Source organism: Streptomyces sp. NPDC012825, assembly GCF_042900925.1.
GTDB lineage: Bacteria > Actinomycetota > Actinomycetes > Streptomycetales > Streptomycetaceae > Streptomyces.
Map to the genome: position 1 here is coordinate 162,335 of NZ_JBIBBZ010000008.1, position 22,464 is coordinate 184,798.

23 protein-coding genes and 1 pseudogene are annotated in these 22,464 nt (G+C 73.3%); 15 read left to right on the forward strand and 9 right to left on the reverse strand.

Annotated features, from left to right (window positions below):
- The first annotated feature begins 174 nt into the window (after positions 1 to 174).
- The 5 genes from ACFY7E_RS19375 to thpD all read left to right on the forward strand — a co-directional run bounded on the left by ACFY7E_RS19375 (position 175) and on the right by thpD (position 4,620).
- The gene (locus ACFY7E_RS19375) at positions 175 to 978 is read left to right on the forward strand and encodes an endonuclease I family protein (protein ID WP_389486397.1); all 804 of its coding nucleotides are present in this window, start codon (positions 175 to 177) and stop codon (positions 976 to 978) included.
- Between the two features lie 314 nt (positions 979 to 1,292).
- Positions 1,293 to 1,835, forward strand: a complete 543-nt coding sequence (gene ectA / locus ACFY7E_RS19380; RefSeq protein ID WP_389486399.1) for a diaminobutyrate acetyltransferase — start codon at positions 1,293 to 1,295, stop codon at positions 1,833 to 1,835.
- Between the two features lie 62 nt (positions 1,836 to 1,897).
- Complete coding sequence (gene ectB, locus ACFY7E_RS19385) at positions 1,898 to 3,163, forward strand: diaminobutyrate--2-oxoglutarate transaminase (RefSeq protein WP_389486534.1); 1,266 nt, start codon at positions 1,898 to 1,900, stop codon at positions 3,161 to 3,163.
- A 39-nt stretch (positions 3,164 to 3,202) separates the two neighbouring features.
- Positions 3,203 to 3,634, forward strand: coding sequence for an ectoine synthase (locus ACFY7E_RS19390; RefSeq protein ID WP_389486401.1), 432 nt, complete (start codon positions 3,203 to 3,205; stop codon positions 3,632 to 3,634).
- Between the two features lie 101 nt (positions 3,635 to 3,735).
- Positions 3,736 to 4,620 (forward strand): ectoine hydroxylase, encoded by an 885-nt coding sequence (gene thpD / locus ACFY7E_RS19395; RefSeq protein ID WP_389486403.1) that lies wholly within the window; start codon positions 3,736 to 3,738, stop codon positions 4,618 to 4,620.
- Between the two features lie 81 nt (positions 4,621 to 4,701).
- Here thpD and ACFY7E_RS19400 read toward each other — a convergent pair whose 3' ends face one another.
- Positions 4,702 to 5,550 carry an RNA polymerase sigma factor SigF gene (locus tag ACFY7E_RS19400; RefSeq protein WP_389486536.1) on the reverse strand — a complete coding sequence of 283 codons (849 nt, stop codon included), beginning with the start codon at positions 5,548 to 5,550 and terminating at the stop codon, positions 4,702 to 4,704.
- 205 nt (positions 5,551 to 5,755) lie between these two features.
- On the opposite strand from ACFY7E_RS19400, the gene ACFY7E_RS19405 reads away from it, so the two are divergent.
- Positions 5,756 to 6,190, forward strand: a complete 435-nt coding sequence (locus ACFY7E_RS19405; protein ID WP_389486405.1) for an ATP-binding protein — start codon at positions 5,756 to 5,758, stop codon at positions 6,188 to 6,190.
- A gap of 167 nt (positions 6,191 to 6,357) precedes the next feature.
- Here the strand turns inward: ACFY7E_RS19405 and ACFY7E_RS19410 are convergent, their stop codons facing one another.
- From ACFY7E_RS19410 to ACFY7E_RS19420, 3 genes are all read right to left on the reverse strand, one after another.
- Positions 6,358 to 6,588, reverse strand: coding sequence for a DUF6458 family protein (locus tag ACFY7E_RS19410; RefSeq protein ID WP_383447355.1), 231 nt, complete (start codon positions 6,586 to 6,588; stop codon positions 6,358 to 6,360).
- 94 nt (positions 6,589 to 6,682) lie between these two features.
- Complete coding sequence (locus ACFY7E_RS19415; protein ID WP_389486407.1) at positions 6,683 to 8,230, reverse strand: SulP family inorganic anion transporter; 1,548 nt, start codon at positions 8,228 to 8,230, stop codon at positions 6,683 to 6,685.
- A gap of 659 nt (positions 8,231 to 8,889) precedes the next feature.
- Positions 8,890 to 9,465, reverse strand: coding sequence for an HPP family protein (locus tag ACFY7E_RS19420; RefSeq protein WP_389486409.1), 576 nt, complete (start codon positions 9,463 to 9,465; stop codon positions 8,890 to 8,892).
- Between the two features lie 187 nt (positions 9,466 to 9,652).
- Between ACFY7E_RS19420 and ACFY7E_RS19425 the strand changes: the two genes are divergently transcribed.
- The 5 genes from ACFY7E_RS19425 to ACFY7E_RS19445 all read left to right on the forward strand — a co-directional run bounded on the left by ACFY7E_RS19425 (position 9,653) and on the right by ACFY7E_RS19445 (position 14,076).
- A complete protein-coding gene (locus ACFY7E_RS19425) occupies positions 9,653 to 10,486 on the forward strand; it encodes an N-formylglutamate amidohydrolase (protein ID WP_389486411.1) in 834 nt (277 codons plus the stop codon).
- Positions 10,487 to 10,543: 57 nt separating this feature from the next.
- Positions 10,544 to 10,807, forward strand: a complete 264-nt coding sequence (locus ACFY7E_RS19430) for a DUF6296 family protein (RefSeq protein WP_389486413.1) — start codon at positions 10,544 to 10,546, stop codon at positions 10,805 to 10,807.
- A 78-nt stretch (positions 10,808 to 10,885) separates the two neighbouring features.
- On the forward strand, positions 10,886 to 12,163 hold the full coding sequence (locus ACFY7E_RS19435) for a VWA domain-containing protein (protein WP_389486415.1): 1,278 nt from the start codon (positions 10,886 to 10,888) through the stop codon (positions 12,161 to 12,163).
- Entirely contained in the window at positions 12,163 to 12,996 is an 834-nt protein-coding gene (locus ACFY7E_RS19440) for a hypothetical protein (RefSeq protein WP_389486417.1), read from the forward strand. Before ACFY7E_RS19435 ends, ACFY7E_RS19440 begins: the two co-directional genes overlap by 1 nt.
- A gap of 183 nt (positions 12,997 to 13,179) precedes the next feature.
- Positions 13,180 to 14,076, forward strand: coding sequence for a DUF2382 domain-containing protein (locus ACFY7E_RS19445; RefSeq protein ID WP_389486419.1), 897 nt, complete (start codon positions 13,180 to 13,182; stop codon positions 14,074 to 14,076).
- Positions 14,077 to 14,319: 243 nt separating this feature from the next.
- Here the strand turns inward: ACFY7E_RS19445 and ACFY7E_RS19450 are convergent, their stop codons facing one another.
- On the reverse strand, positions 14,320 to 14,655 hold the full coding sequence (locus ACFY7E_RS19450) for a hypothetical protein (protein WP_389486421.1): 336 nt from the start codon (positions 14,653 to 14,655) through the stop codon (positions 14,320 to 14,322).
- A gap of 152 nt (positions 14,656 to 14,807) precedes the next feature.
- Here ACFY7E_RS19450 and ACFY7E_RS19455 point away from each other — a divergent pair, with 152 nt between their 5' ends.
- Positions 14,808 to 15,248 carry an OsmC family protein gene (locus ACFY7E_RS19455; protein WP_389486423.1) on the forward strand — a complete coding sequence of 147 codons (441 nt, stop codon included), beginning with the start codon at positions 14,808 to 14,810 and terminating at the stop codon, positions 15,246 to 15,248.
- Between the two features lie 25 nt (positions 15,249 to 15,273).
- Here ACFY7E_RS19455 and ACFY7E_RS19460 read toward each other — a convergent pair whose 3' ends face one another.
- Complete coding sequence (locus ACFY7E_RS19460; protein ID WP_389486425.1) at positions 15,274 to 15,975, reverse strand: RraA family protein; 702 nt, start codon at positions 15,973 to 15,975, stop codon at positions 15,274 to 15,276.
- Positions 15,976 to 16,178: 203 nt separating this feature from the next.
- On the opposite strand from ACFY7E_RS19460, the pseudogene ACFY7E_RS19465 reads away from it, so the two are divergent.
- Both ACFY7E_RS19465 and ACFY7E_RS19470 read left to right on the forward strand, forming a co-directional pair.
- Positions 16,179 to 17,707: pseudogene (locus ACFY7E_RS19465) on the forward strand (APC family permease).
- Between the two features lies 1 nt (position 17,708).
- Positions 17,709 to 18,125, forward strand: a complete 417-nt coding sequence (locus ACFY7E_RS19470) for a universal stress protein (protein WP_383440058.1) — start codon at positions 17,709 to 17,711, stop codon at positions 18,123 to 18,125.
- A gap of 84 nt (positions 18,126 to 18,209) precedes the next feature.
- On the opposite strand, the gene ACFY7E_RS19475 is transcribed toward ACFY7E_RS19470, so the two are convergent.
- The gene (locus ACFY7E_RS19475) at positions 18,210 to 18,944 is read right to left on the reverse strand and encodes a dienelactone hydrolase family protein (RefSeq protein WP_389486427.1); all 735 of its coding nucleotides are present in this window, start codon (positions 18,942 to 18,944) and stop codon (positions 18,210 to 18,212) included.
- Positions 18,945 to 19,198: 254 nt separating this feature from the next.
- Positions 19,199 to 21,439 (reverse strand): sulfatase-like hydrolase/transferase, encoded by a 2,241-nt coding sequence (locus ACFY7E_RS19480; RefSeq protein ID WP_389486429.1) that lies wholly within the window; start codon positions 21,437 to 21,439, stop codon positions 19,199 to 19,201.
- Positions 21,440 to 21,659: 220 nt separating this feature from the next.
- Here ACFY7E_RS19480 and ACFY7E_RS19485 point away from each other — a divergent pair, with 220 nt between their 5' ends.
- Positions 21,660 to 22,025 carry a hypothetical protein gene (locus ACFY7E_RS19485; RefSeq protein ID WP_389486431.1) on the forward strand — a complete coding sequence of 122 codons (366 nt, stop codon included), beginning with the start codon at positions 21,660 to 21,662 and terminating at the stop codon, positions 22,023 to 22,025.
- On the opposite strand, the gene ACFY7E_RS19490 is transcribed toward ACFY7E_RS19485, so the two are convergent.
- Complete coding sequence (locus ACFY7E_RS19490; protein ID WP_389486433.1) at positions 22,016 to 22,444, reverse strand: DUF4440 domain-containing protein; 429 nt, start codon at positions 22,442 to 22,444, stop codon at positions 22,016 to 22,018. The two genes, ACFY7E_RS19485 and ACFY7E_RS19490, sit on opposite strands and share 10 nt — an antisense overlap.
- Positions 22,445 to 22,464 lie beyond the last annotated feature (20 nt).

Sequence of the window (22,464 nt, forward strand, 5' to 3'; positions counted from 1 at the left end):
CTCCGGTGCCCGCGTATGCGAGAACGTCACGGAAACGCCTCCTCCCGGTTACACGGTGGGCCACTCCCCCGTGCCACGCTCCCGGCTGACAAGAAGTCAACACGCGTAGAGCGCGGTGCCCTTGAGCCGGTCGCCGCGTTCGGCCGCGTGCCCCACCGGGAAAGGGCACCCCCCATGTCCGTTGCACAGCCCCGTCGCCGGAAGGCCTGGGCGGCCTCCATAGCGGCCGTCCTCGTCACCCTCACCCTCCCCGCGGTCGCCGCGGCTCCCGCGAGCGCCACGACCTCCCCGTACGACAGCACGTACTACAAGGACGCGATCGGCAAGACCGGTCCGGGCCTCAAGTCCTCGCTGCACACCATCATCCGCAGCCAGAGCAAGATCTCTTACGACGCGGTCTGGAACGCCCTGAAGACCACCGACCAGGACCCGGGCAACCCCAACAACGTGATCCTGCTCTACAGCGGGGTATCGCGCAGCAAGTCCCTCAACGGGGGCGACGTGGGCGACTGGAACCGGGAGCACACCTGGGCCCAGTCCCACGGCAACTTCGGCACCTCGGCCGGCCCCGGCACCGACCTGCACCATCTGCGCGCGGCGGACGTCCAGGTCAACAGCATCCGCGGCAACAAGGACTTCGACAACGGCGGCAGCGCGGTCGGCGGCGCGCCCGGCAGCTACACGGACAGCAACTCCTTCGAGCCGCGCGACGCGGACAAGGGCGACGTGGCGCGGATGCTCCTCTACATGGCCGTCCGCTACGAGGGCGACGACTCCTGGGCGGACCTGGAGCCCAACGACTCGACGTCCAACGGCAGCGTCCCGTACCACGGCCGGCTCTCGGTCCTGAAGCAGTGGAACGAGCTGGACCCGCCGAGCGCCTTCGAGAAGCGCCGCAACGACATCATCTTCGGCACCTACCAGGGCAACCGGAACCCGTTCGTCGACCACCCGGAGTGGGTCGAGGCGATCTGGTAGGCCGACCGGGGCACTCCGTGCCGTGTCACGAGGACGGCGCGGCACGGGGTGACCTCTACACCTGACCGCTTCTCGCGTCTTCAAACGCGAAAATCGAAATGTTCTCACGCTTTTCGAGAGCGCGAATCCCACACCGTGGAGCCGTTACTCATCCGTTATAAACGGTCGTTTTGTTTACTTCTGGTCGGATTCGCCGTAGGGGAAAGGTGGGATTCCCCTCATGGGTGCGACATGTGCAACTATCACGTTCCCCTCTCCCGAACAACCCCTCAGCCCCAGGAAGTTCTAAGATCCGCTGGGTAGCTTCGGCGCCCATGACCACTGCCCAGACCACTGCCCCTACGACATGCCGGACCAGCGGCGTCTCCGTCGGCCCGGCCGGAATCGAGGACGGCGCCGACCTCTGGCGGATCGCCCGCGGCTCGGGAGAGCTGGACCTCAATTCGCCGTACAGCTACCTGCTGTGGTGCCGCGACTTCGCCGACACGACCGCCGTCGCCCGTGACGCCTCCGGACGGCCGGTGGGCTTCGTCACCGGATACCTGCGGCCCGAAGCGCCGGGCACGCTCTTCGTCTGGCAGGTCGCCGTGGAGGATTCGCACCGCGGAAGCGGGGTAGCGGGGACCCTGCTCGACGCTCTGTCCGCCCGAGTGGCGGCCGAGCACGGACTCGATCGCGTGGAGGCGACCGTCACGCCGGGAAACCTGGCGTCCGACCGGATGTTCCGGTCCTACGCGCGCCGTCACGGCGCCGAGGTGACGCGAGAGGTCCTCTTCCCGGCCGCCTCCTTCCCCACGGCGGGACACGAGGCCGAGATGCTCTACCGCATCGGCCCCCTGGACTCCGCGGCCTTCTGAGCCGCCCGGCAGCCCCCTCCCGCCCGCATTCGCACCACGTTTGGAGAAGAGACTCCGTGACCCTGACCGACCTCGCCCCCTCCTCCGTCTTCGAGACCGTCGAATCGGAGGTCCGCAGCTACTGCCGCGCCTGGCCCGTCGTCTTCGAGCGCGCCTCCGGCAGCAGGCTGTACGACGAGCAGGGACGGCCGTACCTCGACTTCTTCGCCGGAGCCGGCTCGCTGAACTACGGGCACAACAACCCGGTTCTCAAGCGCGCCCTCCTCGACTACCTCTCCCGCGACGGCGTCACCCACGGCCTCGACATGTCGACGACCGCCAAACGCGACTTCCTGGAGACCTTCCGTGCGGCGGTCCTGGAGCCCCGCGCCCTGCCCTACAAGGTGATGTTCCCCGGCCCCACCGGCACCAACGCGGTGGAGGCGGCCCTGAAGCTCGCCCGCAAGGTCACCGGCCGGGAGACGGTCGTCTCCTTCACCAACGCCTTCCACGGGATGTCACTCGGCTCGCTCGCCGTCACCGGCAACTCCGCCAAGCGCGCCGGGGCGGGCGTCACGCTGCCCCACGCCACCCGGATGCCCTTCGACCACTACTTCGACGGCCAGGTCCCCGACTTCCTGTGGTTCGAGCGGCTCCTGGAGGACCCCGGCTCCGGCCTCGACCACCCGGCGGCCGTCATCGTCGAGACCGTCCAGGGCGAGGGCGGGATCAACGTGGCCCGCGCCGAGTGGCTGCGCGCCCTCGCGGACCTGTGCCGCCGCCACGACATGCTCCTGATCGTGGACGACGTCCAGATGGGCTGCGGACGCACCGGTGACTTCTTCTCCTTCGAGGAGGCGGGCATCACGCCCGACATCGTCACCCTGTCCAAGTCCATCAGCGGCTACGGCCTGCCCATGGCCCTCTGCCTGTTCCGCCCGGAGCTCGACCTTTGGGAGCCCGGCGAGCACAACGGCACCTTCCGCGGCAACAACCCGGCCTTCGTCACCGCCACCGCCGCCCTCGACGCGTACTGGCGCGACGGCGCCCTGTGCGAGCGCACCCTGCACCGGGCCGGCCGGGTGGAACGCGCCCTGCTCGACCTGTGCGGGGACGACGAGCGGTCGGGCGTCGCGGTGCGCGGGCGCGGCCTCGTGTGGGGCCTGGAGTTCGCCGACGGGGAGCGCGCCGACGCCGTGTGCCGGCGGGCCTTCGAGATCGGCCTGCTCCTGGAGACGTCCGGGCCGCACGGCGAGGTCGTCAAGCTGCTCCCGCCGCTGACCGCGACGGACGACGAACTCGACGAGGGCCTCGGCATCCTGGCCCGCTCCGTCCGCCACACCGCCTGACACCGCACGCCACCGCAGAACCCGCGAAAGGGGACCCCCGTGATCGTCCGTTCCTTCGACGAGCTGGAGAACACCGAGCGGCACGTGAAGGCCGCCTCGGGCACCTGGGAGAGCAAGCGCATCGTACTGGCCCGCGAGCGGGTCGGCTTCTCCCTGCACGAGACGGTGCTGTACGCCGGGACCGAGACGTCCATGTGGTACGCGCACCACGTCGAGGCCGTCGTCTGCACGGCCGGCGAGGCCGAACTCACCGACCACGAGACGGGACTCACGTACACGATCGTGCCCGGGACGATGTACCTGCTCGACGGGCACGAGCGCCACACCCTCAAGGTCAAGCGGGACTTCCGCTGCCTGTGCGTCTTCAACCCGCCCGTGACCGGGCGCGAGGACCACGACGAGAACGGCGTCTACCCGCTGCTCACCGAGCCCGGGCCGACCGACACCGACGCCGCGGACGACGCCGCCTGACCCGGCCCCCCGCACCGCGTCGCATCCCGCCACCTGCCCCGCACGCCCCCGTACGAGACGCAGAGACGTACGGGACGCACGAAAGGAAGGCACACCGCCCCATGGTCTCCGCACCCACCCGCCCCGTCGACCTCTACCCCACCCGCGGCCCCCGGGAGGAGCTGATCGGCCGCAAGGACCCCGTCGTGTGGTCCGAGCCCGGCACGCCCGGCCCCTTCTGGGCGCGCGAACTGGAGGACTACGACCGGGACGGGTTCGTCACGGTGGACGAGCTGGTCACCCCGGACGAGGTCGACGAGCTCCGGGCGGAGCTGGACCGGCTCGTCACCGACCCCGCCGTCCGGACCGACGAGCGGGCGATCGCCGAGCCCCGCTCCCAGGAGATCCGCTCCGTCTTCGAGGTGCACCGGATCAGCGAGGTCTTCGGCCGGCTCGCCGAGGACCCGCGGATCGTCGGACGCGCCCGCCAGATCCTCGGCTCCGACGTCTACGTGCACCAGTCGCGGGTCAACGTGAAGCCGGGCTTCGGCGCCGGCGGCTTCTACTGGCACTCCGACTTCGAGACCTGGCACGCCGAGGACGGCCTGCCGCAGATGCGGACGGTCTCGGTGTCGATCGCGCTCACGCCGAACTTCACCACCAACGGCAGTCTGATGATCATGCCCGGTTCGCACCGCACCTTCCTGGGCTGTTCCGGGGAGACCCCCCGGGACAACTACAAGAGGTCGCTCCAGATGCAGGACGCGGGGACGCCCTCGAACGAGGCACTCACCACCTTCGCCGAGGCGTGCGGCATCCGGCACTTCACGGGCCCCGCCGGCTCGGCCACCTGGTTCGACTGCAACGCCCTGCACGGGTCGGGCGACAACATCACCCCGTACCCCCGGAGCAACGTGTTCCTGGTCTTCAACAGTGTGGAGAACCTGCCGGAGGCGCCCTTCGCCGCCCCGGTCCGGCGCCCCTCCTTCATCGCCGCGCGCCCGTAGCCCGTGGCGTACGCGAAAGGACAGGGCTCCCGCTCCGGAGGAATCGGAGCGGGAGCCCTGTCGTCGGTGTGCGCCGGCCGCTCAGCGGGTGGAGCGCGGCTGCTCGAACATGCCCTCGCGCAGCCGGTTGAGGCTGCGGGCCAGGAGCCGTGAGACGTGCATCTGGGAGACGCCGAGCCGCTCGCCGATCTGCGCCTGCGTCAGCTCCTCGACGAACCGGAGGTGGAGCAGCAGCCGGTCGCGCTCGTCGAGGGCCACCACGAGCGGGGCGAGGGTGTGGAAGTCCTCGAAGAGTTCGAGGGCCGGGTCCTCCCCGCCGATGAAGTCGGCCAGGGCCGCCTCGTCCTCCTCGTCGCCGCCGTTGATCGCGGCGTCCAGCGAGGTCGAGTTGTAGCCGTTCGAGGCGATCTGGGCCTCGACCACCTCCTCCTCGGGAAGTCCCATCAGCATCGCCAGCTCCGCGACCCGGGGGGCCCGGCCGAGCCGCGAACTCAGCTCGTCGGTCGCCTTCGCCAGTTCCACCCGCGCCTCCTGGAGGCGGCGGGGGACGTGCACCGCCCAGGTGGTGTCCCGGAAGAAGCGCTTGATCTCGCCCACGATGTACGGCACGGCGAAGGTCGCGAACTCCACCTCGCGCGAGAGGTCGAAGCGGTCGATCGCCTTGATCAGGCCGATCATGCCGACCTGGACGATGTCCTCCATCTCGTCGGCCCGCGCGCGGAACCGCCCCGCGGCGTACCGCACGAGCGACATGTTGATCTCGATCAGGGTGTTCCGGACGTACTGGTACGCCTCGGTGCCCTCCTCCCGCTCCGCCAGCTCACGGAGGAACACCTTGGTCAGGGCACGTGCGTCCTGTGGCGCCACCTCGTGGGGAGCCTCCAGGACGGGCATGTCCTCACACGTACCGTTCGTCACGTACGTCGCCATCGCCTCGGCAGTCTCGGTCCGCACGCGACAACCTCCTCTTTCTCACTGTCCGTTCGGCCGTTCCGATTCTCGTACCCCCGCTTTCCGAACACACTCCTCCGAAACGGGGTGTCCGCTCCCGTCCGGGTGGCGTGCATCACTTCTGTGCGAACGGGCAGGCGAATTCCGTCACCTGTTGAGGAATCGGTAAGAAAGGGACCCCGCGATGAACACTTCGAGTGACACCCGGTCCCGTACGCCGGCGGCCCCGACGGCCCGCCCCGGCGCCGGATCGTACGGGCCGTCGTCGATCGGCACCCCCGCGCAGGCACGGGAGTTGGTCTGCCACACGCTCGCGGCCCTCGGTCCCCTGCCACCGGGCCAGGTCGACGACCTGCTGCTCGTCACGTCGGAGCTGGTCACGAACGCGCACCGGCACGGCGGCGGGGTCACCGACTTCGGCATCGCCGTCGGACCCGACCGCGTGACCGTCTCCGTGGCGGACGCCAGCGGGGAGACGCCGCGCCGCCACGAGCTCCGCGACGAACTGCGCCCCGGCGGCTTCGGCTGGCCGATCGTGCTGCGTCTGTGCCGGGAGGTCACCGTGGACGCCCGGCCGGACGGCAAGACCATCCACGCGGCGGTGACGGTGGACCGGTGAGCGGCGCCCGCGCCGCCGGGCGCGGCGGAGCCCGGAACGGGAACGGTACGAGAGGGGTGACCACGCCCGAAGCGCGGCCACCCCTCTCGCGTCGTGTATCGCGTCGTGTCCCATGTCGTACCTCCGGGACGATGACGGCAACGGTGGCGTTCCGTTCGCTCATTCGCTCAGAGCAGGTCCCTCCGGTCGTCCTCGGTGGTGGTGACCGTGGGGGCGACCGGGGGGACGATCATCCGGCGACGGCGCAGCACGCTGACGTAGGCCGCCGTGCCGATGATGCCGACGGCCATGAGGATCAGGCCGACCAGATCGAGGTTGACCCCCTCCATCTCCCAGTCGGACGCGAACGTGAGAATGGCCCCCACCGCGATCAGAATGATGAAAGCTCCCAGACCCATGATTCCTCCCTAGTGGGTTGGACGGTCATCGAATACCCCGGACCGGCGTCCTCATCCCCGATGTCCCTCATGGGCGCGAACAAGTGACCGGGGGTCAGGAACCCGTCCGCGCGGGTTCGCCGTCCGCGGGCCGGTCCGGGGCGTGCTCCGGCGGGCCGTGCAGCCGTACGGAGTCGGGGCCGGCGGCGGAGTGACGTTCCACCCAGGCCTCCAGGGCGGCGCGGCAGGCGTGGTCGAGGTGCTGGAGCCCGGAGAGGTCCAGTTCGACCGGGCGGTCCCCCGGGAGGGCTTCGAGCGTGTCGAGTATCTTCGGCAGCCGCAGGAAGGTGACGTTCCCCGACAGGCTGACGCGCACCGGGCCGTGGCCGTCGTCGGTCCGCTCGACGCGGAGGTGGGAGGCGTCCCAGGCCGCCTTGGCGACGGAGAGCACGAGACCGATCAGGACCCCTTCGAACATGTTGACCGTGACGATCGCCACGGCCGTCGCGACCAGGACGAGCGCCTCGCCCCGGTGACCGCGCCACAGCGCGACCAGCCCCTTGAAGGGGATCAGCTTCCAGCCGGCGTGGACGAGGATCCCGGCGAGCGCGGCGAGCGGCACGTACTCCAGGGTGGCGGGCAGCAGGGCGGCGAAGAGCAGCAGCCACACGCCGTGGAGCACCCGGGACGCCTTGGTCCTGGCCCCCGCCTGGACGTTGGCCGAGCTGCGCACGATCACCGCGGTCATGGGGAGGGCGCCGAGCACGCCGCAGATCGTGTTGCCGACCCCCTGGGCGAGCAGTTCCCTGTCGTACTCGGTGCGCGGTCCGTCGTGCAGCCGGTCCACGGCCGCCGCGCTGAACAGCGATTCCGCCGAGGCGATCAGCGCGAAGGCGAGGACGGTGCCGAGCAGGGCGACGTCGGCCAGGCCGGCGAAGGCGTCCGCGCCGGGCACGCGCACGGCGTCCAGGACGCCGCTCACCCGCACGGTGGCGACCGGCAGGTCGAGGAGGGCGGTGGCGAGGGCCGCGAGGAGGACGGCGACGAGCGCGCCGGGCACGGCACGCGCCCTCGGGGGGAGCCGTCGCCAGCCCACGATCACGAGGACCGTGCCGGCGGCGACGGCGAGCGGGACCAGGTTGGCGGTGGAGGTCAGCGCGCGCACCAGGGCGGCCGGGAGTCCGGCGAGCCGGGCGAGGCCGGAGTCGGGGGCGTCGAGCCCGGCCGCGGCGTAGAGCTGGCCGGCCACGATGACGAGGCCGATGCCGGCGAGCATGCCCTCGACGACCGAGAGGGAGATGGCCCGGAACCAGCGGCCCCACCTCAGCAGGCCCATGAGGATCTGGAGCAGTCCGGCGAGGAGCACGATGACTCCGAGGGCGGCGAGGCCGAAGGCCCGGACGGCCTCCAGGACGAGGACGGTGAGACCGGCGGCGGGTCCGGAGACCTGGAGGCTGCTGCCCCGCATGAGACCGGTGACGATTCCACCGACGATGCCGGTGATGAGGCCGAGTTCGGCGGGCACGCCGGAGGCGACGGCGACGCCGATGCAGAGCGGCAGTGCGACGAGGAAGACGACGAGGGACGCTGCGAAGTCCTGCCGGAGGTACGGGAACTGCCGGAGGTACGGGAACTGCCGGGGGCGGGACGAGGAGGGCGACATGCGGATCTCCCCTCACGGGATCCGAGGAGCGGGGACGGGCCGGTGGTCGCGCGGACGGACGGAGCGGACCGGGACGGTCCGGACGGCCCGTGGCCGGGCACGGCACGTCCCTTCCCGGAGTCCCACCGGCATCAGGCTTCACCAAGAAGTGGTCAAGCGAAGACCAACGAAGGGTAATACGCACTGGTGGGCAGGACCGTGAACAACCCGGGTCCTCAGGGGGGTTTCCGACTGGAACCGGACGGAAGTTGACGCGATCCCCCCTCCGGAGGGCGCGCGGGGGCGCGGAGTGACGGGGCGCATCGGGACACAGGCGCCCGCACACGCGGACGGCGGGAGGGCGTACGGTCGCCCGGCCGGGGGTCACGCGGGGGGGCGGGGGTGGTTCAGGCGGGGCCGGACGCAACTCAGGCGGGCGCCGGGCCTTGGGCCACGCGGGCGCCGGGGGCGGGTTCACACGGGCGCCCGGCTCGGGGCGCACTCGGGTGCCGGGGGCGGTTTACGTAGGGACCGGTTCGCGGTTCACGCGGGCGACCGGCCGGGGCTCACGCGGGCGGCAGGCGCGGTTCAGGCAGGCGACCGGCTCGCGGTCCACTCGGGCGACCGGCCGAGGCCCACTCAGATGTCGGCCGGGGCTCACGCGGGCGGGTGGCCCGGGTTCACCACCAGTAAGCGGGGTACTTCGGGGCCGCGCGCCGGACGCGTGAGGCGGCGAACGCGGTCAGGACGAGCAGGACCGTGGAGCCGAGCAGAAGGGGGACGAACCGGCCGGGGGCGGGCGACTGGAGCACGATCACGACGGCGGTCGCGCAGGCCGGGGAGTGCGGGGTCCGGGACAGGGTGGTGAGCGCGAGGGTGACGCCGGCGGCGACCGCGGCGGCCCAGGCGCTGCCGCTCGCGGCGGCGCCCACCGCGTATCCGGCGGCGGCCCCGAGCAGGTGGCCGACGACCACGCTCCGGGGCTGGGCGAGGGGCAGCGCGGGGGCGCAGTGCACCAGGGCGGCGCTGGCGGCCAGCGGGGGTATCAGGACGGGTTCGTGCAGGAGGGCGCCGAGGGCGACGAGCCCGAGGAGGGCGGCCGTGGCGGCGCTGACGCTGTGGACGGCGGCCGCGGGGCCGGGCCGGGCCGGGGCGCGCCCGGCCATCCTCGGCCGCCGGGGGCCTTCCGGACCGGGAACGGGGGCGGGAGTGGCAGCGGGGGCGGCGTCGGGGGACAGCGCGGTGTCGGTACTCATGCGATGCGGCGTTTCCGGGACAGGCGGCCGTGGGCCGGGCGAAGCGGGGACGGGGGGTGGTCGTACGGGTCCCTGTGGTCGACAGTCGGCCCGGTCTCGCGCCCGGTCCTGGTGCGGCGGCGCAACCTCCCCCACTCTAACCAGCGGTTTCGTGGCGCCGCGGGCGGGGTCGCGGGAGGATCCCGGCATGAACGAGACCCCGCGCGCCGCCACGGCCGAACCTCCCCGCTCCCCTTCCTTCACCCTCCTCCCCGGCGCCCCGGACTCCCCCGTCCTCCTGCACGTGCCGCACTCCTCCCGCGCGGTGCCCGCCGGCGTACGGGCCGGGATCCTGCTCGGCGACGACGAACTGGCGCGGGAGCTGGACCACATCACCGACGCGCACACGGCGGAGATCGCCGCCTCGGCCGCGGCGGCGGCCGGCACGGCACCCTGGCGCTTCGTCAACCTGCTCTCCCGGCTCGTCGTCGACCCCGAGCGCCTCCCGGACGAGCGGGAGGAGATGGCGGCCGTCGGCATGGGGGCGGTGTACACGCGCACCACGCACCGGGCCGCGCTGCGGCCGGCCGGATTCGACCCGGCGCCGCTGCTCGACCGGTACTTCGCGCCGTACGCGCGGGCCATGACCGAGGCCGTGGCCGACCGGCTGGCGGCGACGGGCCGGGCGGTGGTGATCGACGTCCACTCGTACCCGAGCGAGCCGCTGCCGTACGAGCTGCACGGCGAGGGTCCCCGGCCCCCGGTCTGCCTCGGTACGGACGCCTTCCACACGCCTTCCGCACTCCTCGACGCGGCGCGGGAGGCCTTCGGCGGGTTCGGCGGGGTGGGGACGGACAGCCCGTTCGCCGGGACCTACGTCCCGCTGGCGCACCACGGCCGGGATCCGCGGGTCCACGCGCTGATGGTCGAGATGCGCCGGGACCTCTACATGCCCGAACCGGGCGGTGCGGCGGGCCCGGGGGCGGCGGCCCTCGGGGCGGCCCTGGCGCACCTGGTGGACGCCGTGTCCCGTACGGCCTGAAGAGCGTTTCCGGCGCCCCGGACAGGGATGTTTCGGTAACGGCGTAAAATAGGGCAAATGAGCATATCCAGATACGAGCTGGTGTTCACCAACGTCACGGGCGCCACCCAGGACGTCGTGGTCGTGGAACGCACCCTCTACAAGGGCTCCGGCGGGCATCCCGTCTACACCGACGCGACCGGCATCATCCGCGCGGAGATCAGCGACCGGGGCGAGGTGCGCGTCATGCCCTCCGGAGGTCACCAGGACCCGGCGCACGCCGTGCGGGCCCGGGCCCTCCCCGAGGACGACGCGGAGGACCCAGCCGCTCCTTCCGCCTGAGACCGGGCCCCTCCCGCCCCGGGCCTCCGTCGCCACCCCCGTTTTGGTTTGTCGGACGATCGTCAATACGATCCGGCGATGATCACGAGAAAACGGCTGGCGACCGGGGCCTGCGCGCTGCTCGCCGCTCTGGGCGCCGCGCTCCTGCCGACGCACGCGGTCGCCGACGCGCCGACGGCGAAGGAACCCCCCAAGGTCGAGCTGGTGCTCGACGTCAGCGGCTCCATGCGGGCCGAGGACATCGACGGCAAGTCCCGCATGGCCGCCGCGAAGCAGGCCTTCAACGAGGTCCTCGACGCGGTGCCCGAGGAGGTGCGGCTCGGCATCCGGACCCTGGGCGCCGATTATCCGGGACAGGACCGCAAGCGGGGCTGCAAGGACACCCGTCAGCTCTATCCGGTGGGCCCGCTCGACCGGACCGAGGCCAAGACCGCGGTGGCCACCCTGGCCCCCACCGGCTGGACCCCGATCGGCCCGGCACTGCTCGGCGCGGCGGAGGACCTGGAGGGCGGTGACGCCACCCGCCGGATCGTGCTCATCACGGACGGCGAGGACACCTGTGCCCCGCTCGACCCCTGCCAGGTGGCGCGGGAGATCGCGGCGAAGGGCATCCACCTCGTCATCGACACCCTGGGCCTGGTGCCGGACGCCAAGACCCGCCGGCAGCTCACCTGCATCGCGGAGGCGACCGGGGGCACCTACACCTCGGTCCACCGCACCGACGAACTCTCCCGCCGGGTCCGGCAGTTGGTCGACCGTGCGGCCGACCCGGTCGTCACTCCCGTCGCCACCCGGGGCGCCGCGCGGTGCGCCGGCGCACCGGAGCTGAAGCCCGGCCTGTACACGGACCGCGAGGCCTTCGGCGAGCACCGCTGGTACCGGGTGGACCTGCTGCCCGGCCAGGAACTGCGCGCCTCCGTCAGCGTGTCGGCCGACCGCGCCGTCAACGACGACTACGGGGTGCTGCTGCGCGCCGTCACCCGCCACGGCCGGGAGATCACGCGCGGCTCCGAGGCGGGCGACGGACGGACGGACGTGATGTCGACCGGGCTGCGCTATCCGAAGGCGGAGCTGCCGGACACCGACTCCGACGACGCCGAACCGGCCGCCGAGACGGTCTGCCTCCAGGTCAGCAACTCCTTCTCCGCTCCCCCGTCGGTCAAGACGACGCCCGGCATGCCGATCGAGCTGGTCGTGGACGTCGTCGACGGCCCTTCGAGCGCCTCGGACGTGGCTTCGTTCGGTCTCGGCCGGGGCTGGTGGCTGCTCGGCGCGCTGGTGCTCGCCGGCTTCCTGGCCGGTCTGATCTGGGGCTGGCTGTCCCGCTGGCGCGTCGCCGTCTGGAGGACCCACTGATGCGCACCGTACGCACGCTCGCCGTGGCCGCGCTCGCGGGCGCGGCCCTGCTCGGACTCGCGGGCCCGGCCGCCGTCGCCGACTCCCCCTCCGGCACGGCGACCCCGGACACCCGCTCCACCGCCGGTCCGACGGAGGCGGGCACCACCTTCCGCACCGCCGCGAGGTTCCTTCCGGGGCAGCAGGCGACCGCGCAGGCCGCCACGGGCGACTACCTGTACTGGGTGTTCCCCGCGGACACCGGGCAGCGGCCGACGGTGGCCGCCACCGTCACCCTGCCGGACGCGGCCCTGCGGCACGGGCCCTCCACCTGGCGGATCGACGTGTACGACGGGCTGCGGCGCCGTCAGCCGTGCGTGTACGGGGCGCAGTCCCGTACGGCGGCGAAGGACGCCGCGAAGGTGGAACTCGCCTGCGTACTGCGCCCGGTGCGCGCCTCGGCCGACGCCTGGGCGAACGACCCGCTGCCCGGCAGCTACTACGTGCGCCTGACCGTCACGGGCCTGCCGGACGAGGATCTCGGCCAGCCGTTCGACGCACGGCTCGGGGCGGACGTCAAGGACGAGGGCGGCGCCCACGCCACCGACGGGGCGCTCGCCGCGCCGCTCGTGCCGGGCGCGACGACCGCCGACGGGGCGGAGGCGGACGCCGACGCGGGCCGGCCGTCCGCCGTCGAGGCGGCGGCGCCGGAGGACGGCTGGTCCTCCGGCTGGTGGTCCGACCGCTGGCTCTGGACCGCGGCGGGCGGTGTCCTCGCGGCGCTCGCGGGCATCGGGGGCTACGTCCTGACGCGCGGCGCGGGCCGCCCGTCCCGGGTCCCGCCGGCCGCCTGACCCTTCCGGAGCCCGCCGGGGGCCCCACCGCTCCGGTGCGGTGGGGCCCCCTCGCGTCCCCGGCAGGAACCGACCCCACAGGTGATTGATCATTCAACATAATTAGATGGGTTTGCCCCGTTTCCCTCCGATCCGTCTGGTAAGAGGCGTGGATAAGCGAGACGAGAGAGCAGGAGGGTCGACATGATCGCCCGAGAGCAGATCCACGCCGTGCTGGACCACCCCGTCTACGACGCGGAGGGCAAGAAGGTCGGCGACGCGAAGCACATCTTCGTCGACGACGCGACCGGCCTTCCGGAGTGGGTGACGGTGAAGACCGGCATGTTCGGCACCAGTGAATCCTTCGTCCCCATCAAGGACGCGGCTCTGGTCGACGATCACCTGGAGGTCCCGTACCCCAAGTCCACCATCAAGGACGCGCCCAACGTGGACGTCGACGCCGGCGGACACCTCTCCGAGAGCGAGGAGCACCGTCTCTTCGAGCACTACGGCATCGCCTGGGACGACGCCTGGCAGCAGGCCAACGAGCCCGGCGAGGGTGGCTGGGCCCACGGCGAAACCGGAACAGCGGCGGGCACCGGCACCGCGGCCGGGATGCAGACCGGCACCGCGACCGGCCCCATGGGCACCTCCGAGGGGCACATGGCGGGCGACACCGCCGGACGCGCCAGGGGCACGGACGACGACGCGATGACCCGCTCCGAGGAGCAGATGCACGTCGGCGTCGAGCGCACGGAGGCCGGACGCGTCAGGCTGCGCAAGTACGTGGTGACCGAAGAGGTCCAGCAGACCGTGCCCGTGAGCCACGAAGAGGTGCGGATCGAGCGGGAGCCGATCACGGACGCCAACCGTGACGAGGCCCTGTCCGGCCCGGAGATCACCGAGGCCGAGCACGAGGTCATCCTCCACGAGGAGCGCCCCGTCGTGGAGACCCGGACCGTTCCGGTGGAACGGGTGAGCCTCAAGACGGACGAGGTCACGGAGGAGGAGACCGTTTCGGGCCAGGTCCACAAGGAGGAGATCGAGGTCGAGGGCCTCGACGACCCGGACGACCCCGACGCCCGCGGCCGTAAGCGCTGACCGGCCGACGACCGACCGGTGCCGCCCCGCGAGCCGGGGCGGCACCCCCCGTACGGGAGTTCACGCTCCCCGGCGCGAAGGCGAAGTCGCGCCACGGCGGCCCACCCCTCCCCGGGGGTGGGCCGCCGCCCTGTCCCCGTCCGGGACGGGTGACGTCCCCTCCGCGGAGCATCGACGCCGAGGCCTTCGGGGTGGACCTGTACACCGGGGACGACCGCGGTCGCCCTCGACGTCCACCGCCGGTCACCCGACCGGCTCGCGGAGCTCCCGGTCGCGGCCGGTCCCGTCGAGTCGGCCCGCCCGGTGCGGGAGCCGGAGACGCGTGCCGGGCCGGAGACGCGTGCCGAATCGCAGGCGCGGGCTCCTCCGGAGTGCCGCCCCCGTCCTGAGTTGGGCGCGGGAGAGCCGGGCGCGCTGGCCGCCGCTCGCGATCAGGGCGTTGACGGAGGCCATCGGGTCCGCGCCGACCGACCGGGCGACGAGGGCGCCGACGAGGACCGGGCCGAGGGCCACCGCGAGGGCCGTGCCGGTGGCGGTGACGTGGTGGAGGGGGCGGGCGCGCCGGGCTTCGGAGGTCATGGCCCCAGTCAAGCGGGGGGCGGACCGGCGGCGCATCGGTCGGCGTACTCAGAGGCCCGTGCCGTGCTACTCGGGTTCCGTGCGGGCCCGCCGCCCCGGCCCGGCGTACCGTGGGCGGGCCGACCGTACGAGCACGAAGGAGCCCCGCCGCCATGGCCGACTACCGGATCGAGACCGTCCGCACCGGGTACCGGAACTGGACCGCCCGCAACGACCGGGGCGCGGAGGTGCGGATGGCCGCCGCGGACGACGCCGGCGCGCAGCCCTCGTTCACCCCGGTCGAGCTGCTGCTCGCCGCGATGGGCGGCTGCGGCGGGCTCGTGATCGACCGGACCGCGCGGGCGGTGGACCACGACGACCTGCGGATCGTGGTGGAGTCGGTCTCGGGTCCCGAGGACGACGGCCGGCTGGGCCGGATCCGGGTCAGCTACGAGTTCGACCTGACGGACAGCGACAACCCGAAGGCCGCGGAGGTGTTCGCGCGCGGGGTGCGCCTGACGCACGAGAAGTTCTGCACGGTGAGCCGGACCGTGGAGCACGGCGCCCGGGTCGAGGCGGTCCTGCCGGACGGCACGGTCGGCTTCGAGGGCTGAGCCCCGCGCGCCGGGTCCGGGTCCCTCACTCCTCGATCGCCCCGCCGATCCGGCGCAGGTGCCGCCGGAAGGTGTACGAGGGGTCCTCGGCCCGGCCCGCCAAGTAGGCGTCGAAGCGGGTCTGGTCGCGCAGGGTCTCCCCCGCCCCGATGCGCCGGGCCTGCTCCCGTTCGGTGCGGAGGAGGGACAGCGCGGTCTCCAGGACGGCCGCGGCCCGGTCGGCCGCCACGAACAGCACCCCGTCGTCGTCGCCGAACACCACGTCGTCCGACGTGACCTCGTGCTCCCCGAACCGCGCGGAGCCCAGCGCGTCCGGTTCCCGGGGGTCGAGGCGTACGGGGCCGGGGGCGTGGCGCCCGTACGAGAGGACGGGCAGGCCGATCCGGACGAGGTCGGGGGTGTCGCGGTGCAGCCCCCACACGACGATCCCGGCGACGCCCGCCGCCTCGGCCTCCAGGACGACGAGGTCCCCGATGCAGGCCTCGTCGCGGCGGCCGGCGTTGTCGATGACGAGGACGTCCCCGGGCTCCGCGTGCGCGAAGGCCTCCAGGAAGACGTCGACGCTTCCGTAGTGCCGGACGGGGAGGGCCCGTCCGGCGACCCGCTGTCCGTCGACGACGGGCAGCAGTCCGGCGGGCGCGGCGCGCAGCGGTTCACCGAGCCGCACGCAGGCGTCGGCGACCAGGGGCGTGGAGAGTTCGGCGAAGCCGGCGAGATCCTTCGACATCGGGCGTTCCGTTCCATTCCGTGACGGGGTGACGGACCTCCGTGATGCTAGCGGCCCGCCCCCGGACGGACGAGGGCACCGGCCGTCCGGCATGCGGGCGGAACCGCCCCTTCCTACGATCGTTGGAGGGACACGTCCCTCTGCCCTGTCCGAGCCGGAACGGAAGCGGCGGAACGGAAGCCGCGGAAGGGGAGCGAGGGAACATGGCAGTCGAGGACCCCGCGTCCGAGGACCGGCCGGCGGAGCTGAAGCACAACGCGATCGGCTTCGTCGACGCCCTCGTCATCGGGCTGAACTCCACCTCCCCCGCGTACTCCGTCGCCGCCGTCATCGGCCCGATCGTCGCGCTCGCGGGGATCTACGCGCCCGGCGTGATGGTCGCGTCCTTCGTCCCGATGCTCCTGATCGCGTCGGCGTTCTACTACCTGAACAAGGTCGACCAGGACTGCGGCACCACCTTCCCTTCTCGTGGGTCACGCGCGCGATGGGGCCCTGGGCGGGCTGGCTGGGCGGCTGGGCCATCACGATGACCGGCGTCCTGGTGGTCGGCTCGCTCGCCGACGTGGCCGTGAGCTTCGGGCTGCTCGCCGTCGGTCTCGACGGCTGGGTGGAGAACACGTTCGTGCGCCAGCTGCTCACCGTGCTGCTCATCCTCGCGATGACGGCCGTGTGCGTCATCGGCACCGAGCTGTCGGCCAGGGTGCAGAACGTGCTGATCCTGGCGCAGGTCGCCTTCCTGCTGGTCTTCGTGTGCGTGGCGCTCGCCGAGGTGTACGCCGGGACCGGCGCGTACGACTCGGTGGAGCCGGCGATCGGCTGGCTGAACCCGTTCGGCGCGGGCGGCGCGGCCCTCACCGGCGGGCTGCTGCTCGGCGTCTTCATCTACTGGGGCTGGGAGTCGGCGGTCAACCTCACCGAGGAGGTCGAGGACTCCGCGACCGCCCCCGGCAAGGCGGGCCTGTGGTCGACCGTGATCCTGCTCGTGACCTACGTGACCGTGGGGTTCGCGGTGGTGGCTTACGCCGGTCCCGCGTTCCTCGCCGAGAACGCCGACGAGGAGGAGTTCCTCTTCGCCCGGCTCGCCGGGGACGTCCTGGGCGGCTGGGACTGGGTGCTGCTCCTCGCCGTGTGCACGTCGGCGATCGCCTCCACCCAGACCACGATCATCCCGGCCTCGCGGACCGCCCTGTCGATGGCCCGCCGCCGGGCGCTGCCCGCCCGCTACGGGCACATCAGCCCGCGCTTCCGCACCCCCGACGTGAGCACGTGGTGGGTCGCCGGGATCGCGATCGTCTGGTACCTGACGGTGAACCAGGTCAGCGAGAACGCGCTCCTGGACTCGCTCACCGCCCTCTCGCTGCTCATCGCCTTCTACTACGCGCTCACCGGGGTGGCCTGCGCGGTCTACTACCGCCGCCACCTCTTCGAGAGCCTGCACAACCTCCTGCTGATCGGGCTCGGCCCGCTGGTGGGCGCGGGACTCCTGACGTGGCTCCTCGTGCGGTCGGTGTCCGACATGGCCGATCCGGCGAACTCGTACAGCGGCGACTCGTGGCTGGGTCTCGGCCCGCCGCTCGTCATCGGCCTCGGCATCGCCGCCGCCGGGGTCCTGATCATGATCGTGTGGCGGCTGCGGGCGCCCGCGTTCTGGGACGAGCGCCCGGGGGTGGCCGACCCCGACGTGGTCCGGGGCATCCGGGGCGGCGGGGACGAGCACGGAGGGAAGGGCTGAGATGTCGATCGTGCTCGGGTACGACGAGTCGCCCGGGGCCGCCCGCGCACTGCGGATCGCGGTCGAGGTGGCGGCCGCCTTCGGCGAGACCCTCGTCCTGGTCTACGGGGCGGCGGTCCCCGGCCCCACCGGGGAGGAGTACCGCTCCCACCGCGACGCGATCCGGCAGGCCGGCCGCACCGGTCTCGAACACGCGGTGGCGGAGGCCGACCGGGCGGGCGTGCCGACCGTCGTCGAGGTGATCGACGACAGACCGGCACAGGCCCTCGTCGACGCGGCGACCCGTCACGCGGCCCGGGTCGTCGTGGTCGGCAGCTGGGGCGAGAGCCCGATCCGCGGCGCCCTCCTCGGCTCGACCCCGCACAAGCTCCTCCACATGTCGACGGTGCCGGTGCTCTGTGTGCCGCCGGAGGAGTGACGGCCGCCCGGGTGGTGGGAGCGGCGGGGCGCGGATGCGACCCCGGGCGCCGTGGGCTTCGGGTCCGGTCTTCGGGCCGGAGGCTCAGCCGTCGCCCAGGGTGCGGTGCAGAAGGGGGAGCAGGCGGTCCCAGTGGCGCTTCAGGCCGGAGGCGCTGAAGGCGTCGGTGTCGGACATGGTGAAACCGTGGGCGGTGCCGGGGTAGATCTCGGAGGTGTGGCCGACACCGGCCGCGTCCAGGGCCCGGTCGATTTCGCCGAGGGCCCCGGGCGTCACGTCGCTCTCGGCGTGGCCGAAGTGGACCTCGGCGGTGAGCGCGGAGAGGCTGTCGGGTCCGTCGGCTCCCACGGGGGCGTGGAACGCCGCGAGGGCGGCCACCCGGCCGGGGTGCGCCACGGCGGTGCGCGTCGCCAGGAGGCCGCCGATGCAGTAGCCGGTCACCGCGACCGGTCCGGGGCCGACCTCGGGCTGGGCGGTGAGGAACGTGAGATAGGCGTCGGCGTCGCTGAGGACGCGTTCTGCGGTGTGCGCCTCGATCATGGGCATCAACCGGGCGAGCAGCGCGGGCCGGTCCTCTTCTCCGACGTGCTCGGGAAGGTCGATCAGCGGTGCCGTGCCGTGCCGGTAGAACGGGTTGGGGACGAGTACGTAGTACCCGTGCCCGGCCAGTTCGCGGGCCATCCTCCGCAGTACGGGCCGGATGCCGAAGCCGTCCGCGTACATCAGCACCCCCGGGTGCCGTCCGCCGCCGTCGGGGAGGGCGGCGAACGCGTCGGCGAGGCCGTCCGCGGTGGGAATCCGCAGTGTCTTGACGGGCATGGAGTCTCCTGTCGTGGTTGACGTGTCGAGCCTGTGGTCAACACGACGGAGGCGGAGCCCGCGCGGCGGCGCGGGATCTTCGGTCCGGCAGCGGGCCCGCACCGGCCCGCGCGGTGCTCAGAGGAGCACCGGGTCACCGATCCGTGCGCGGCGCGAAGCCATCCCGGTGGTCATCCCCCCAACGTAGCCCATGGGAGCGGCCGTTGTCCGGGCCGTGCGGTGTCCGCCGGAAGTGCATCGACTCGCCGTCCGGGTCACGCTCCCTGGACGACCGTGACGCGGGCCAGGGCCCAGGAGGTGTGGTCGAAGGAGGTCGTGCCGTTGGCGTCGGTGACCTCCAGGCGGAGGACCCGGACGCCCCGGACGTCGAGGTCGAGGGGGACGGGGCCGGTGGCGGCGGTCAGGACGCCGGTGGTGTGCAGGACGCGGTCGTCGCCGTGGACGGTGGCCCGGGTGGCACCGGCGGAGCTCTGGCGGGCCGAGAAGTCGTCGATGCCGACCAGGGCGGTGAAGCGGTCGGCGGCGCCGCCCAGGTGGAAGGCGACGTCGCTGCGCGCGTGGACGCCGAGGCCCTTGGGGTAGGTGGTGCCGCCGAAGGAGATCGGGGTCCCGTCGCCCGCGGCGTTCTTGCCGTTGGAGGCGTCGCGTTCGACCGGGCCCCAGCCGTTGACGGCGCTGATCCAGGGCAGGTCGGAGAGGTAGCCGTCCCGGGTGGGGGCCGGGGGCGGGGTGGTGACGGTGGCGTCGGCGGCGTACCGCACCGGGCCGCCCGGAGCGGTGGCGGTGCCCTCGGCGGTCAGCGTCCGGGGCGCGCCCGCCGGGGCGGAGGCGGGCGGGGTGACCTGCCAGGCGGCGGTGAGCCGCGCGCCGGGGGCGAGCTGCGCGGTGGCGGTGGCCGTGGTGGGGCGTACGGTCCAGCCCGCCGGGGCCTTCAGGGCGAGGGCCGCCGGGGCCCAGGGGCGCGCAGAGCCGTTGGCCAGCACGGCGGTGGCGGTGAAGGGCTTTCCGGGGACGGCGAGGGACGGCACCGTCAGGGACGCCCCGAACGGGGCCCGCGGGTACTGGTCGCGCCAGGAGGAGCGCATCAGGGCGACCAGTTCGGCGACCCGGGCCGGGTGGCGGGCCGCGAGGTCGGAGGTCTCGCCGGGATCGGTGGCGAGGTCGTACAGCTCGGTCTGCCACTGGTCGTCGGGGAGCGCGCGGTCGCGGACGGGAGCGAACCGGACCGCCTTCCAGCGGTCCTTGCGGAGCGCCTCCGCGAGCCAGGTCGCACGCTGCTTGTCCTGGGCGTTGGCGCGGGAGGTGACGCCCCTCTCGTCGCGGTACCAGTAGAGGTGGCCGTGGCGGGCCGTGTCCGTGGCGCCGGTGAGGAGGGGCGCGGCCGACAGGCCGTCCACGTCGGTGGGGGCGGGGGCGCCGCCGAGTTCCGCGAGGGTGGGCAGGAGGTCGGTGAGCGGGGTCGGGCGGTCGCTGGTGCCGGGCGGGACCCGGCCGGGGCCCCAGGCGAGGAGGGGGACGCGGATCCCGCCCTCGTACAGGTTGCGCTTGTAGCCGCGCAGCGGGCCGTTGGCGTCGAACAGGTCGGGGTTGACCCCGCCCTCCTCGTGGGGGCCGTTGTCGCTGGTGACGAGGAGGACGGTGTCGTCCTCCAGGCCGAGGGCGCGCAGCCGGTCGACGACGTCGCCGACGAGGGCGTCGAAGAGGCTCACCTGCGCGGCGTGCCCCTTGTCGGCCTCGCTCCAGCTCCGGGAGGCGTACGCGCCGGTGTCGGGGACGTCGCTGGGGGCGTGCGGCACGGTCGGGGTGAGGAACAGGAGGAACGGTTCGGCCGCGTGCCGGTCGATGAAGTCGAGGGCCCGCCGCCGCAGCAGGTCCGGCGCGTAGGCGCCCCTGGCGCCGTTCGCGTTGGCGGGGATCGTCTCCTTGGCGCCGTCGTGCCAGAGGTACGCCGGGTAGTACTGGTGCGCGTGGGTGTGGTCGATGTAGCCGTGGAACTCCTCGAAGCCCCGGGCGTTGGGGTGGCTGTCCTGGCCCGCGCTCTCCGGTCCGAAGCCCCACTTGCCGATGAGGCCGGTGCGGTAGCCGCGGGCCCGGAGCACCTGGGCGAAGGTGGTGTCGGCGGCGGTGAGGGAGCCCTGGGCCCCGGACGGGTTGGCGCGTACGGTCGCGTGCCCGGTGTGCAGGCCGGTGAGGAGCGAGCAGCGGGAGGGGGCGCAGACGGCGGCCGTCGAGTAGGCGTCGGTGAACCGCAGTCCGCCGGCGGCGAGCGCGTCGAGGCGCGGGGTGGTGATGAGCTTCTGGCCGTACGCGCCGAGTTCGCCGTGTCCGAGGTCGTCGGCGAGGACGACGATCAGGTTCGGCGGCCGGACGGCGGCCGTCCCGGTCGCCTCCCGTGCCGTTCCGGTCTCCCGCGCCTCGGCCGTGCCGGTCGCCGGCAGGGCGCCGAGACCGAGCGTGGCGGCGGATCCGGCGAGGAAACGGCGGCGGCTGGGCATGGCGGGGCTCCTTGCGGGGGCGGGGTACGGAGGCGGGGCGCGGCTCACCGCCGATCATGGACGCGCCCGCCCCGGCGGACCATGCACGGGACGTGAAGAACGTGTGACACGGCACCGGGCCGGGCGCCCCGGCCGGACGCGTGCTCGTGCGCCGGGGCGGCGGGACCTAAGATCGGGAGGTTCGTGCGGAGCTGCGGGTCCTTGCGGAAGGGGGCCGGTGATGAGGTGGAGCGTCGACGCCCTGGTGGGGGTGCTCGTCGTCCTGACCGCCGTGGGGCTCATCGCGACGGGCCTGCTCCGCGAGGGGTGGTCCGTGCGGCCGTTCGCCGCCTCGCGCGCGCGTGCGTTCGCCCAGCGGGAGTACGCCCGTGATCTGCGGCGGTCGGCGGACCTGGTGATCGCGGCGGCGCGGCGGGTCGCCGGTGAGGGCGAACCGGCGATCGTCACCGTGGCGGCCGTGGTGCGGACGGCCGAGGAGCGCTACGGGTACGACGGGGTGGAGCGGCGGCACGCGGCGGCGGCGCTGCGGCGCCGGTACGAGCACGGGCGGTGCGCCGCCGACTGCGTGACGGACGCCTACGGCTGAGCCTCCTCGCCGGGCACGGGCGTCCCCTGGTGGTAGTACATGCGCATGCGGCCGCCGTCCGCCGCGGAGGCGCGGCGCCAGACAGAGCTGCGCCGGGCCCGGTGGCCGTCGCGGACCGTCTCGAAGGTGAGGTGGACGACGCCGGGCGCGAGCAGCGTCCCGGTGACGGCGGACGGCCGGTGGTGCGTTCCGTCCCCGGGGTCGCCGGCCGTGTCGGGCAGGGCGGCGAGGATCTCCTCGTACGTCCAGCGCCGGCCCGAGGCCCCGACCTCGGTGAACTCGGGGTCGAGGAGTTCGGCGGCGAGCGGCCGGGAGGAGCGTACGGCCGGGTCGAGCAGGCGCAGTTCGCCCTCGACGGCCTCGACGACGTCGGGGTGGCCGGAGGTGTCGGGGGTGTGGGCTCGCGTTTCCTGTTCCATGGGGGGCATTGTGCCGAGCC

Bases quoted from the DNA above. Each gene is read 5' to 3' on its own strand.
- ACFY7E_RS19375 (WP_389486397.1), top strand. From the start codon at position 175: ATGTCCGTTGCACAGCCCCGTCGCCGGAAGGCCTGGGCGGCCTCCATA.
- ectA (WP_389486399.1), top strand. From the start codon at position 1,293: ATGACCACTGCCCAGACCACTGCCCCTACGACATGCCGGACCAGCGGC.
- thpD (WP_389486403.1), top strand. From the start codon at position 3,736: ATGGTCTCCGCACCCACCCGCCCCGTCGACCTCTACCCCACCCGCGGC.
- ACFY7E_RS19400 (WP_389486536.1), bottom strand. From the start codon at position 5,550: ATGGCGACGTACGTGACGAACGGTACGTGTGAGGACATGCCCGTCCTG.
- ACFY7E_RS19405 (WP_389486405.1), top strand. From the start codon at position 5,756: ATGAACACTTCGAGTGACACCCGGTCCCGTACGCCGGCGGCCCCGACG.
- ACFY7E_RS19410 (WP_383447355.1), bottom strand. From the start codon at position 6,588: ATGGGTCTGGGAGCTTTCATCATTCTGATCGCGGTGGGGGCCATTCTC.
- ACFY7E_RS19415 (WP_389486407.1), bottom strand. From the start codon at position 8,230: ATGTCGCCCTCCTCGTCCCGCCCCCGGCAGTTCCCGTACCTCCGGCAG.
- ACFY7E_RS19420 (WP_389486409.1), bottom strand. From the start codon at position 9,465: ATGAGTACCGACACCGCGCTGTCCCCCGACGCCGCCCCCGCTGCCACT.
- ACFY7E_RS19425 (WP_389486411.1), top strand. From the start codon at position 9,653: ATGAACGAGACCCCGCGCGCCGCCACGGCCGAACCTCCCCGCTCCCCT.
- ACFY7E_RS19430 (WP_389486413.1), top strand. From the start codon at position 10,544: ATGAGCATATCCAGATACGAGCTGGTGTTCACCAACGTCACGGGCGCC.
- ACFY7E_RS19435 (WP_389486415.1), top strand. From the start codon at position 10,886: ATGATCACGAGAAAACGGCTGGCGACCGGGGCCTGCGCGCTGCTCGCC.
- ACFY7E_RS19440 (WP_389486417.1), top strand. From the start codon at position 12,163: ATGCGCACCGTACGCACGCTCGCCGTGGCCGCGCTCGCGGGCGCGGCC.
- ACFY7E_RS19445 (WP_389486419.1), top strand. From the start codon at position 13,180: ATGATCGCCCGAGAGCAGATCCACGCCGTGCTGGACCACCCCGTCTAC.
- ACFY7E_RS19450 (WP_389486421.1), bottom strand. From the start codon at position 14,655: ATGACCTCCGAAGCCCGGCGCGCCCGCCCCCTCCACCACGTCACCGCC.
- ACFY7E_RS19455 (WP_389486423.1), top strand. From the start codon at position 14,808: ATGGCCGACTACCGGATCGAGACCGTCCGCACCGGGTACCGGAACTGG.
- ACFY7E_RS19460 (WP_389486425.1), bottom strand. From the start codon at position 15,975: ATGTCGAAGGATCTCGCCGGCTTCGCCGAACTCTCCACGCCCCTGGTC.
- ACFY7E_RS19470 (WP_383440058.1), top strand. From the start codon at position 17,709: ATGTCGATCGTGCTCGGGTACGACGAGTCGCCCGGGGCCGCCCGCGCA.
- ACFY7E_RS19475 (WP_389486427.1), bottom strand. From the start codon at position 18,944: ATGCCCGTCAAGACACTGCGGATTCCCACCGCGGACGGCCTCGCCGAC.
- ACFY7E_RS19480 (WP_389486429.1), bottom strand. From the start codon at position 21,439: ATGCCCAGCCGCCGCCGTTTCCTCGCCGGATCCGCCGCCACGCTCGGT.
- ACFY7E_RS19485 (WP_389486431.1), top strand. From the start codon at position 21,660: ATGAGGTGGAGCGTCGACGCCCTGGTGGGGGTGCTCGTCGTCCTGACC.
- ACFY7E_RS19490 (WP_389486433.1), bottom strand. From the start codon at position 22,444: ATGGAACAGGAAACGCGAGCCCACACCCCCGACACCTCCGGCCACCCC.